This is a genomic window from Achromobacter sp. Marseille-Q4962, assembly GCF_943737005.1.
Classification (GTDB): domain Bacteria; phylum Pseudomonadota; class Gammaproteobacteria; order Burkholderiales; family Burkholderiaceae_B; genus Achromobacter.
The window spans coordinates 141,664-152,211 of sequence record NZ_CALSFU010000015.1 but is presented as its reverse complement, the minus strand read 5'-3'; the positions used below and the strand labels follow the sequence as shown (position 1 = coordinate 152,211).

General features: G+C 67.9%; 11 protein-coding genes. 5 read left to right on the top strand and 6 right to left on the bottom strand.

Annotated features, from left to right (window positions below):
* Positions 1 to 635: indolepyruvate oxidoreductase subunit beta family protein (locus tag NGJ44_RS15180; RefSeq protein WP_251864433.1), on the bottom strand; the 635-nt coding region annotated here is incomplete at its 3' end.
* Between the two features lie 17 nt (positions 636 to 652).
* Complete coding sequence (locus tag NGJ44_RS15175; protein WP_251864432.1) at positions 653 to 2,878, bottom strand: ferredoxin family protein; 2,226 nt, start codon at positions 2,876 to 2,878, stop codon at positions 653 to 655.
* Positions 2,879 to 3,243: 365 nt separating this feature from the next.
* Between NGJ44_RS15175 and NGJ44_RS15170 the strand changes: the two genes are divergently transcribed.
* The gene (locus NGJ44_RS15170; RefSeq protein WP_251864439.1) at positions 3,244 to 3,750 is read left to right on the top strand and encodes a MarR family winged helix-turn-helix transcriptional regulator; all 507 of its coding nucleotides are present in this window, start codon (positions 3,244 to 3,246) and stop codon (positions 3,748 to 3,750) included.
* Positions 3,751 to 3,801: 51 nt separating this feature from the next.
* Here the strand turns inward: NGJ44_RS15170 and NGJ44_RS15165 are convergent, their stop codons facing one another.
* Complete coding sequence (locus NGJ44_RS15165) at positions 3,802 to 4,317, bottom strand: hypothetical protein (protein WP_251864431.1); 516 nt, start codon at positions 4,315 to 4,317, stop codon at positions 3,802 to 3,804.
* 237 nt (positions 4,318 to 4,554) lie between these two features.
* On the opposite strand from NGJ44_RS15165, the gene NGJ44_RS15160 reads away from it, so the two are divergent.
* The 4 genes from NGJ44_RS15160 to NGJ44_RS15145 all read left to right on the top strand — a co-directional run bounded on the left by NGJ44_RS15160 (position 4,555) and on the right by NGJ44_RS15145 (position 8,296).
* Complete coding sequence (locus NGJ44_RS15160) at positions 4,555 to 5,478, top strand: DMT family transporter (RefSeq protein ID WP_251864430.1); 924 nt, start codon at positions 4,555 to 4,557, stop codon at positions 5,476 to 5,478.
* A gap of 57 nt (positions 5,479 to 5,535) precedes the next feature.
* Positions 5,536 to 7,209 (top strand): energy-dependent translational throttle protein EttA, encoded by a 1,674-nt coding sequence (gene ettA, locus NGJ44_RS15155; RefSeq protein ID WP_251864429.1) that lies wholly within the window; start codon positions 5,536 to 5,538, stop codon positions 7,207 to 7,209.
* A gap of 141 nt (positions 7,210 to 7,350) precedes the next feature.
* Entirely contained in the window at positions 7,351 to 7,884 is a 534-nt protein-coding gene (locus tag NGJ44_RS15150) for an isochorismatase family protein (RefSeq protein WP_251864428.1), read from the top strand.
* A 187-nt stretch (positions 7,885 to 8,071) separates the two neighbouring features.
* Entirely contained in the window at positions 8,072 to 8,296 is a 225-nt protein-coding gene (locus NGJ44_RS15145) for a YMGG-like glycine zipper-containing protein (RefSeq protein WP_251864427.1), read from the top strand.
* Between the two features lie 120 nt (positions 8,297 to 8,416).
* Here the strand turns inward: NGJ44_RS15145 and minE are convergent, their stop codons facing one another.
* The 3 genes from minE to minC form a co-directional block, all read right to left on the bottom strand.
* Positions 8,417 to 8,674 (bottom strand): cell division topological specificity factor MinE, encoded by a 258-nt coding sequence (minE, locus tag NGJ44_RS15140; protein ID WP_251864426.1) that lies wholly within the window; start codon positions 8,672 to 8,674, stop codon positions 8,417 to 8,419.
* Positions 8,675 to 8,677: 3 nt separating this feature from the next.
* The gene (minD, locus tag NGJ44_RS15135) at positions 8,678 to 9,493 is read right to left on the bottom strand and encodes a septum site-determining protein MinD (RefSeq protein WP_251864425.1); all 816 of its coding nucleotides are present in this window, start codon (positions 9,491 to 9,493) and stop codon (positions 8,678 to 8,680) included.
* A 110-nt stretch (positions 9,494 to 9,603) separates the two neighbouring features.
* Positions 9,604 to 10,464, bottom strand: a complete 861-nt coding sequence (gene minC, locus NGJ44_RS15130; protein WP_251864424.1) for a septum site-determining protein MinC — start codon at positions 10,462 to 10,464, stop codon at positions 9,604 to 9,606.
* Positions 10,465 to 10,548: the final 84 nt, after the last annotated feature.

Sequence of the window (10,548 nt, the reverse complement as noted above, 5' to 3'; positions counted from 1 at the left end):
GCATCGTAGGCCAGGCCGAAGGCGCGCAGGCTGGCATCCACTCCCACGCCGGCGCGCCGGATGGTGCCTTCGTAGTCATCGCGCGCAAAGGGCAGGGCGCCGCTGCCCGCCACCGCGCCGAACAGGCCGGCGCTGATGACGCTGCCGGCGCGGTCGGCCAGCGCCTGCAGGTCGAAGCACAGGAAGCGGCGCGCCGCCGCGCGCCCGGCCTCCAGCACCTTGTTGGGGTCGGCGATGCCGTTGCCGGGCGCCGATTTTTCGCTGACGGCGTAGCTGCGGTGCGAAGACGAGATGAGCACCGTGCGCCCGGGGGTGACCAGGCCGCGCTGAATGGCGCGGCCGCCTTCCATCAGCTCCGCCGCGATCACCAGGTCCACGTCGCCGGGCGTGGGCATCAGGGCCAGCGCGGGCGGGCGGCCCGCGCGCCGCACGTCGGCCTCGGGCAGAATCTCCAGGTAATAGATGGTGGCGCCGGTGCGCTGGGCCACGCCGGGCACGGAGGTGGTCTGTGCCCACCAGCCCGCATGCTCGGCCATGTCGACGATCCAGTCCGCGAGCACGCCGCCGCCCTGGCCGCCCATGGCCAGGATGGCGATCTTGATGGGGGCGCCTTGTTGCAAAGCCACCGGGTTCATGGCGTCTGTCCTCGTCGTCAGAGTGCGTAGCGGGCCAGCCGCGCCGCGCGGCGCCGCTGCAGAAAGCCGATCACGGCCGAGCGCAGGCGCGCCAGGCGGCGGTCGTGCGCCGTGGGGTTGTGCACGATGTCGGCGCGATAGAAGGAAGGGCACAGCACGGCGGCATGCGCCACCTCGCCGCAATTGCCGCAGCCCACGCAACTGCTTTCCACGTGCGCGACCGGGTCTTCCTTGAGCGGGTCGCCGCTGTCTTTCACGGTGAGCGACGGACAGCCCGAGAGCCGGATGCAGGCGTGATCGCCCGTGCAGACGTCGGGATCCACGCCGAAGCGTTCTTTCACCACGCGCTTGCCCGCCTTGACGGCCTGGTTGAACTGCGGCTTGACGCGGCGCTGCTTGTTCAGCATGCACTCGGACTGCGCGATGATGACCTTGGGGCCCTTTTCGTCGGTGGTGAGCGCCTCTTCGAGGGTGGCGCGCACGCGCGCCACGTCGTAGGTGCGGTCCAGCGTGCGCACCCACTTGACTCCCACGCCGCGCACGGCTTTCTCGATGGGGTTGTTGGTGGAGCGGTCGGGGTTTTCGGCGCGCGAGGACAGGATGTCCTGGCCGCCCGTGGCCGAGGAATAGTAGTTATCCACGATCACGATGACGCCGTCGTACTTGTTGAAGACGGCGTTGCCGATGCCCGAGGCCAGGCCGTTGTGCCAGAAGCCGCCGTCTCCCATGATGGAGATCGGCCGCTTGGCGGCGGGCACGTTGAAGGCCGCGGCGCTGGACGCGCCCAGGCCGTAGCCCATGGTGGTGGCGCCCAGGTTGAAGGGCGGCAGGATCGAGAACAGATGGCAGCCGATGTCGCAGGAGATGTGATGCTGGCCCAGGGTTTCCTGCGCCAGCGTCAGCGCCGAGAAGATCGGCCGTTCCGGACAGCCGGTGCAGAAGCCCGCCGGCCGCGGCGGCACGACGGACGCCAGGTTCTCCACGTGCTTGTGAAAGGTAATGGGCCGCTCGGCGGGCTGCGCGGAACGGGGCCGCGAAACCTCCGTGATCTCGAGCTGGCGCGCCTCGGCGGCCTGCGCGTCGGCGGCCGCGGCCGGATGCGTCTGCAGCGATTCAGGGCGGTGGCGGCGCAGGAAGGCGGCGATGCCGTCGCGCATGACCTGGGTGGTGTACTCGCCCGCCATGGGCAGCACGTCCTTGCCCGAGAGGTGCGCGCCGGCCCCGGCGCGGCGCAATACGGCATGCAGGTTCTGCTCGATGTAGTCCGGCTGGCCTTCTTCGAGCAGCAGCACGGCGCACTTGCCGCGGCAGAAGTCCAGCACCTCGTCCTCGATGACGGGATAGGTCACGTTCATGACGTAGAGCGGGACGCGGCTGTTGCCGAAGTTGTCGGCCAGCCCCAGCAGTTGCAGCGCGCGGATCGCGCCGTTGTAGAGGCCGCCCTGCAGGATGATGCCGATGTCGTCCTGGTCGCCCTCGAAGCGCTCGTTGAGCCGGTGTTCCTTGATGTAGCGGATGGCGGCCGGCCAGCGCTCCTTGATCTTTTCCTGCTCGTGCAGGAAGGACGCAGGCGGCAGCACGATGCGGCTGGTGTCGCGCGCCGGATGCTCCAGCGCCTGCGCCAGCGTGAAGGCCGGGCGCTTGTTGTCTTTTGCGGTGAAGCGGCCGTGCACATGGCAGCCGCGTATGCGCAGCTGCAGCATGACGGGCGTCTTGCTGGCTTCCGACAGCGCGAAGCCGTCTTCCACCGCCTTGACCATGCTTTCCAGGTTGGGGCGCGGATCCAGCAGCCAGATCTGCGATTTCATGGCGAAGGCGTGCGAGCGTTCCTGCATGATGGACGAGCCTTCGCCGTAGTCTTCGCCCACGATGACGAGGGCCCCGCCCGTCACGCCGCCCGAGGCCAGATTCGCCAGGGCGTCCGAGGCCACGTTGGTGCCCACCGTGGACTTCCACGTCACCGCGCCGCGGATCGGGTACATGACCGAGGCGGCCAGCGTGGCCGCGGCCGTGGCTTCGGAGGCGCTGGCCTCGAAGTGCACGCCGAGCTCCTGGAGGATGTCGTTGGCGTCGGCCAGCACGTCCATCAGGTGCGAGATGGGCGAGCCCTGGTACCCGGCCACGTATCCCACTCCCGATTGCAGCAGGGCCTTGGTCACGGCCAGGATGCCCTCGCCGCGGAATTCCTCGCCTTCGCCTATGCGCAACTGCTGGACTTCTTTCTTGAACGACCTTTCCGCCATCTGGCACTCCTCGCTCCGGGGTCAGGGCATGCTGCCTCGCAGCATCGCCGTGTCACGAAACCGACCTCCAGAAAATAATTTAGGAGTCAACGTTTTAGCTGTCAACAAAAAAGATGAAATTTCATGGATTGAAAAAAATATCACGCGAAAACAAGGGTGTATATACTGGTTGTCCTAGAATTCCGGGGCCGCTCCAGTGACCCTGGATGGTGCAGAAACCGGTGCCGCTTAGGGGTATACCCTGTGCTGCGGGACAGCATCGCGTACCATCGCGGGGCGCCCGCGCGCCGGCGTGGTGCGAGGCGCCGCCGATGCGCGCGCCGATGCGCGGACGCCACATTTCGGATACGGTGCAGAACATGGACATGCGGCACAACAAGCAGCGCGCCGATGACGCGCAGGCGGCGGAAACGCCGCGTTTCGTGGATGGCTACCTGGCCTACCTGCTGGCGCAGGCGAGCCAGCGCATTTCGGCGGAGTTCCACCAGCAGGTGAAGGCGGCGGGGCTGTCCGTCACCGAATGGCGCGTGCTGGCCAGTCTGCAGGGCAGCGCCGGCGAAACCATTGGTTCGCTGGCGGTGCTGGCCATTACCAAGCAGCCCACGCTCAGCAAGGTGGTGCAGCGCATGGAGGCGGAGGGGCTGGTGTCGCGCGCGGGGGTGCGCGCCGACCGTCGCCAGACGCGCGTGCGCATCACGGCCAAGGGGCGCAACCTCATCGCGGGCCTGTGTGAACAGGCCCTGCAGCATCAGCGCGCGGTGCTGGCGCCCTTCGGCGAAGAAAAGGCCGCGCTGCTCATCGACATGCTGCGCGTGCTCATGACCGAGCACGTGCCGCTCGGCCTGCCGCTGGACGCGGACGAAGACGCGTGAGCCTGGCGCCGCGCGGCCGCGCCGATCCAGGCGGGGCGCGGGCGGCGCGGATCAGTGGCGGGGCGCGGCCCGTCCGTCGTCGCGCGGATCGTCCGGGTTTTCGTCCCGGTCTTCCTCGTCATCGTCCTCGTCGTCTTCGGGCGGCTGCGGGTCTTCGCTCAGCGCGAAGGGCAGCACGTCTTCCAGGTTGTCCGACCAGGCGGATTCTTCGCCGTCATGGTCGAGTTTGACGAAGCGCTCGCCCTCGTTGAGCGAGATCTGGATGGCCCACAGGTAGAGGCAGTCGTAGGTGTCCTCGTCGCCGGGCGGCAGGCCGCCGCGGTTGCCGAGCAGGCGCGCGCCGGGGCCGCCGAGCTGCACGTGCACCTGGTCTTCGTCCGCGTCGGCGTTTTCGTCCATGGGCACGCCGTAGGTCACCCACTCGGTGCCTTCTTCGCCCAGCACGACTTCCGCCAGTACGGGCTTGCCGAGATAGGCGCTCAGGGCGTCGGCGGTCTTGGCCAGCATGTCGAGCTCGGCGGCGCTGAAACGGGTGAGGCTGGCGGGGGGAGTGGCGGATGCGGACATGGAAGTTCCTGGCGCGAGAAGGCCGCGGCGGCACGGCGATGCAAGAGAAATCAGGCGCTATTGTCGCGCGAACCGCGGTGCGCTGCATCAGACGCTTGGATGACCGGGGCCGGGCGGCTCCGGGGACGGCTGGCGGCGCGTGCAACGGGCGCGTGCAACGGGCGCGTGCTACAAGGCTGCGTCCGGGGTTCGGCTCCGGCGCTTTAATATGCGGGGTTTGCTCCCTTCCCCCGTTCCATGCCGCGCCCCGCCGCCACCGCTCCCGTTCCCGCCCGTTATTTGCTGTATCCGCTGCTGGCCGCCCTGATCTGGTCGGTCAACATGATCGTCACGAAGATGGCGGCGGGCGTGATCGCGCCGGCCGCCATCGGCTTTTACCGCTGGGTGCTGGCGGGCGCATTGCTGACGCCCTTCGCCCTGCCGGGAACCTGGGCCCAGCGCCGGCTCGTGCTGGCCTGCCTGCCGCGCCTGGCGGCGCTGGGCGCGCTGGGCATGTGGCTGTTCCAGGGCCTGGCCTACGTGGCCGCCGCCACGACCACCGCCACCAATATGGGTTTCATCACCGCGACGGTGCCGCTGCTCACCATCGGCGTGGGCGCGCTGGTGCTGCGCGAGCGGCCGGCCTGGACGGCGGTGGCGGGCGGCGTGGTGTCGCTGGTGGGGCTGGCCCTGCTCATCGGCGAAGGCGATCCCGCCCGGCTGATGTCGGTGGGCGCGAACCATGGCGACCTGCTGATGGGCGGCGCGGCGCTCGCCTACGCGCTGTACGGTGTGCTGCTGCGGCGCTGGGCGCTGCCGGTGGGGCCGTGGCAGTCGCTCTACGTGCAGGTGCTTTTCGGCGTGATCTTCCAGCTGCCGGCCTTTCTCATGGCGCCCGCCTCGCCGCTGAACGCCGACAACCTGCCGCTGGTGCTGTACGCGGGCGTGTTCCCGTCCCTGTTCGCGCCCTTTCTCTGGATGCAGGGCGTGCGCCACCTCGGGCCCAACCGCGCCAGCGTCTTCATCAACCTGATGCCGGTGGCCACCGTGGCCATCGCCGCCGTTTTCCTGGGCGAACGGCCGCACCTGTTCCACATTGCGGGCGGCGCGCTGGCGCTGGCCGGCGTGCTGCTGGCGCAAATGGGGCCCCGCCCGGCCCGCGGGCGGCGTTCATCCGTCTAGCTTCGAGGTTCCGGCCTACAATCATGGGTTTGTCAGCTACATCTCCGGTACGAGCCCATGGCCCAATACGTCTACACCATGAATCGCGTCGGCAAGATCGTGCCGCCCAAGCGGCAGATCCTGCGCGACATTTCCCTTTCGTTTTTTCCTGGCGCCAAGATCGGCGTGCTGGGCCTGAACGGCTCGGGCAAGTCGACGCTGCTCAAGATCATGGCGGGAGTGGATCGCGAGATCGAGGGCGAGGCCATTCCCATGCCGGGCCTGAACATCGGCTACCTGCCGCAGGAGCCGCAGCTCGATCCGGCGCACACCGTGCGCCAGGCCGTCGAGGAGGGCCTGGGCGCCGTGGTCCAGGCCAAGAAGCGGCTGGACGAGGTCTATGCCGCCTACGCCGAGCCGGACGCCGATTTCGACGCGCTGGCGGCTGAACAGGCCGAGCTCGAGGCCATCATCGCCGCGGCCGCCTCCAGCGGCGCCGACGACATCGAGCACCAGATGGAAATCGCCGCCGATGCGCTGCGCCTGCCGCCCTGGGACGCCATCGTCGGCAACCTGTCGGGCGGCGAGAAGCGCCGCGTGGCCCTGTGCCGCCTGCTGCTCTCCAAGCCCGACATGCTGCTGCTGGACGAGCCCACCAACCACCTCGACGCTGAAAGCGTGGAATGGCTGGAGCAGTTCCTGCACAAGTTCCCGGGCACCGTGGTGGCGGTGACCCACGACCGCTACTTCCTGGACAACGCCGCCGAATGGATCCTCGAACTGGACCGCGGCCACGGCATACCCTGGAAGGGCAACTACAGCTCGTGGCTCGAACAGAAGGAAGAGCGCCTCAAGCAGGAAGAAGCCTCGGAGTCCGCGCGGCAGAAGACCATCAAGAAAGAACTCGAGTGGGTGCGCCAGAATCCCAAGGGCCGCCAGGCCAAGGCCAAGGCCCGCCTGGCCCGCTTCGAGGAGCTGTCGTCCTACGAATACCAGAAGCGCAACGAAACCCAGGAAATCTTCATTCCCGTGGGCGAGCGCCTGGGCAACGAAGTCATCGAATTCGCCAATGTCAGCAAGGCCTACGGCGACCGCCTGCTCATCGACAACCTGAGCTTCAAGGTGCCGCCCGGCGCCATCGTGGGCATCATCGGCGCCAACGGCGCCGGCAAGTCCACGCTGTTTCGCCTGATCGCCGGCCGCGAGCAGCCGGATTCGGGCGAAGTGAAGATCGGCCAGACGGTCAAGCTGGCCTACGTGGACCAGTCCCGCGATGCGCTCGAAGACAAGAAGTCGGTGTTCGACGCCGTGGCCGACGGCGCCGACCTGATCACCGTGGGCAAGTTCGAGATGCCCGCGCGCGCCTACCTGGGCCGCTTCAATTTCAAGGGCGGCGACCAGAACAAGCTCGTGGGCCAGCTCTCCGGCGGCGAGCGCGGCCGGCTGCACATGGCCAAGACGCTCATCGCCGGCGGCAACGTGCTGCTGCTGGACGAGCCTTCCAACGACCTCGACGTGGAAACCCTGCGCGCCCTCGAAGACGCGCTGCTGGAGTTTCCCGGCAGCGTCATGGTCATCAGCCACGACCGCTGGTTCCTGGACCGTATCGCCACCCACACCCTGGCCTTCGAAGGCGATTCGCAAGTGGTGTTCTTCGACGGCAACTACCAGGAATACGAAGCCGACAAGAAGCGCCGCCTGGGCGAGGAAGGCGCCAAGCCCCGGCGCCTGCGCTACAAGGCCCTGAAGTAAGGCGCGCAAGCCGCGGCAGGCACCACAGGAACCCGGCTTCGCGCCGGGTTCCTGCTTTCCGGGGGCGGGGCGATAATGGGACATCGCGCCCGGGCGGGGCTGGAGCCCCGCGCCGGAAGTTTCCACGCCAGGAGTCTTCCCATGCTGCTCAACGCTTCCGATTCCACGCTGCTCATCGTCGACATGCAGTCGCGGCTGATGCCCGTGATCCACGACGGCGATTCGGTGCTGGCCCGCGCCGGCACGCTGGCCCGGGCGGCCCGGCTGCTGGACGTGCCCGTAGTGGCCACCGAGCACCACGGCAAGATGCTGGGCCCCACGGTGGAGCCGCTGAGCGCGTCGGTGCAGGCCACCTTCCAGAAAATGCACTTCTCCTCGGTGCGCGAACCGGGCTTCGAAGCCTGGCTGCCGCCCGCGCGCAAGACCGTGCTGGTGGCGGGGTGCGAGGCGCACATCTGTGTGCTGCAGACCGTGCTGGGGCTGGTGGGGCTGGGGCTGCGCGCCGTGCTGGTGGCGGACGCCGCGGGCTCGCGGCGCGGTTCGGACCACCATGCGGCGCTGCGCCGCGCGCGCGCCCACGGCGCCGAAATCGTCACTTCGGAAATGGCCATCTTCGAATGGATGGACACTTGCGAGCACCCGCGCTTCCGCGAAGTGTTACGTCTGGTCAAATAGCAGGCGCATGCTGCAATATTGTCACGGGGAACACGTCCGATTCGTTCGCCGTTTGACACAATTCCTGGGCAAACTTCACAGCCGGAGCGCACGGATTTTGCGATGCTGTAGCTTCGGTAATTACGAGAGGACCGCGCGCCTGCGCAGGGCTTGCGTGGCGGTCCCGGGACAAGATCAGGAGCCCATCATGAAATTCGCATCTATCAGCAAAGTCTGCATCGCGGCCTGCATGGCCCTGGCCATGGCGGGCTGCTCTTCCTGGGACAGCATGAGCCATCGCCAGAAGAGCGCCGTCGGCGGCGCGGCGCTGGGCGGCGTCGCGGGTGCGGTCATCACCAACGGCGGCGTGCTGGGCACGGTGGGCGGCGCCGCGATCGGCGGCGTCATCGGCGACCAGATCGGCAAGCACTGAGTCCGGCCGGGCGCCCTCATCCACCGCCGGCGCGCCGCGCCGGCCCGCAACGGAAAAACGCCGCGAAGTTCGCGGCGTTTTTCTTTTCATGGGCGCGGGCCGCGCGGGCCCGCGCGGCCGTCAGTTTTCGTTTTGCGGCATCTCGATCTTGACTTCCAGCACTTCCAGGGTGTCCTGGCGCTCGAGGTGGACCTTGATGTCTTCGGGGTTGATCTTCACGTACTTCGAAATCACGGCGATCAGTTCCTGCTGCAATTGCGGCAGGTAGTCGGGCGACTCGCCGCGGCCGCGTTCGTGAGCCAGGATGATCTGCAGCCGCTCCTTTGCGACAGCGGCGGAGGTCTTTTTTTGACCGAGCAGAAACGACAGGAAGGACATTGCTTATTTCCCTCCGAACAGACGCTTCAGCAGGCCGGGCTTTTCGTAGTCGGTGAAGCGCAGGGCCTTGTCTTCGCCCAGGTAGCGCGAAACCACATCCTTGTAGGCCTCGGAAACGTCCGTGCCCTTGAGATGAATGGCGGGCAGGCCCTGGTTGGACGCCTGCAGCACCGCCTCGGATTCGGGAATCACGCCGATCAGCTTGATGCGCAGAATGTCTTCGATGTCGCTGAGCGACAGCATTTCGCCGTCCACCACCCGCTTGGGGTTGTAGCGGGTGAGCAGCAGATATTCCTTGACCGGCTCGTCGCCCTGCACCGCGCGCCGCGACTTGGCGGCCAGGATGCCCAGGATGCGGTCGGAGTCGCGCACCGAGGAGACTTCGGGGTTGGTCACCACCAGCGCGTCATCGGCGAAGTAGGCGGCCATGAGCGCGCCGGTCTCGATGCCGGCCGGCGAATCGCACACGATGTAGTCGAAGCCCATTTCCTTGAGCTCGTCGATGACCTTCTCCACGCCTTCCTGCGTCAGCGCGTCTTTGTCGCGCGTTTGCGAGGCCGGCAGGATGAAAAGGTTTTCAAGCTGCTTGTCCTTGATGAGAGCCTGCTTGAGCGAGGCTTCGCCCTGGATGACGTTGACGAAGTCGTACACGACACGGCGTTCGCAGCCCATGATGAGATCGAGGTTGCGCAAGCCGACATCGAAGTCGATGACCGCGGTCTTGTGGCCCCGCATCGCGAGGCCCGCGGAAAAACTGGCGCTCGTCGTGGTCTTGCCCACGCCGCCCTTGCCGGAAGTCACCACAACAATGCGTGTCATGACGATCAAACCCTTATGTTCGAATAAATCGCGTTATCGTAAATCAAAAAGCCCGTGTAAGGCTTCTCTTACAGAATGTGTGCAAGCGTGCGCCGCGGGCGCGCAAAGGCTCAGGATTTGAGCGCCTCGATGCGCAGCGTGTCGCCGTCCAGCCGCACCAGCGCGGGCTGGTTCTGCAGGCTGCGGTCGAGCTTGTCTTCGACCACGCGGTACACGCCCGCCACCGCCAGCAGCTCGGCGTCGAGGTGCGTGGTGAAGATGCGCGCCGAGGTGTCGCCGCGCGCGCCCGCCATGGCCTTGCCGCGCAACGGCCCGTAGACGTGCACGTTGCCGTCGGCGATCACTTCGGCGCCCTGGCTCACCATGCCGATCACGACCAGGTCGGTATGCCGCGCGTAGACGCGCTGTCCGGAGCGCAACGGCCGGGTGATGACCAGGGCGGAGGACGACTGGGGCGCGGCCGGCGCGGGCGCCGGGGCCGAGGTGGTGGCGCGGGCGGCGCGCTCGGGCAGGGGCTCGGCTTCGGCCGCGGCCCTGTCGCCGGCGGCCGAGGTGTCGGCGGGCGCGGGGGCGGTTTCCACCGCCGCCGCCTGCACGGCGGGCACCGGCGTGGAGACGTCGTTGGGCGGCGCGGGATCGACCGCCTGGGGCTGGCGCACGGGCGTGGCGGAGAGCTCGACGGCGGTCAGCCCGGCGGCGCGCGCCGCCTCCAGGTTGGCGCCCTCGGCCACCACGCCGATGGGAGGCAGGTTGTGCTCGCGCAGCGCGGCCAGCAGGGCGGGCCAGTCGATCGGGGCGTCGACCCGGCTGGCGTCCACCACCACCGGCTCGTTTTCGAAGAAGCTGCCCGCGTCGGCCATGCGCTTGGCCAGCGCGGCGTTCAGGCGCTCGGGGTCCGCATCGTGCAGCACCACGCGCACGGCATACAGCGTGGCGCTCTTGAAATCCAGGGCTAGGGGTTCAGTGTTCATGTTCAGGAAGAGGCCGGGACCCGGCGCGCCGGGAAACGGCGCGTCCGGCCGGCTCTGGAATGTCGGGCATGATAACCCGCCTGC

Excerpts from the sequence above, each read along its gene's own strand:
- minC (WP_251864424.1), bottom strand. The coding sequence starts at position 10,464 with ATGAACACTGAACCCCTAGCCCTGGATTTCAAGAGCGCCACGCTGTAT.
- NGJ44_RS15170 (WP_251864439.1), top strand. The coding sequence starts at position 3,244 with ATGCGGCACAACAAGCAGCGCGCCGATGACGCGCAGGCGGCGGAAACG.
- ettA (WP_251864429.1), top strand. The coding sequence starts at position 5,536 with ATGGCCCAATACGTCTACACCATGAATCGCGTCGGCAAGATCGTGCCG.
- NGJ44_RS15165 (WP_251864431.1), bottom strand. The coding sequence starts at position 4,317 with ATGTCCGCATCCGCCACTCCCCCCGCCAGCCTCACCCGTTTCAGCGCC.
- minD (WP_251864425.1), bottom strand. The coding sequence starts at position 9,493 with ATGACACGCATTGTTGTGGTGACTTCCGGCAAGGGCGGCGTGGGCAAG.
- NGJ44_RS15150 (WP_251864428.1), top strand. The coding sequence starts at position 7,351 with ATGCTGCTCAACGCTTCCGATTCCACGCTGCTCATCGTCGACATGCAG.
- NGJ44_RS15160 (WP_251864430.1), top strand. The coding sequence starts at position 4,555 with ATGCCGCGCCCCGCCGCCACCGCTCCCGTTCCCGCCCGTTATTTGCTG.
- minE (WP_251864426.1), bottom strand. The coding sequence starts at position 8,674 with ATGTCCTTCCTGTCGTTTCTGCTCGGTCAAAAAAAGACCTCCGCCGCT.
- NGJ44_RS15175 (WP_251864432.1), bottom strand. The coding sequence starts at position 2,878 with ATGGCGGAAAGGTCGTTCAAGAAAGAAGTCCAGCAGTTGCGCATAGGC.
- NGJ44_RS15145 (WP_251864427.1), top strand. The coding sequence starts at position 8,072 with ATGAAATTCGCATCTATCAGCAAAGTCTGCATCGCGGCCTGCATGGCC.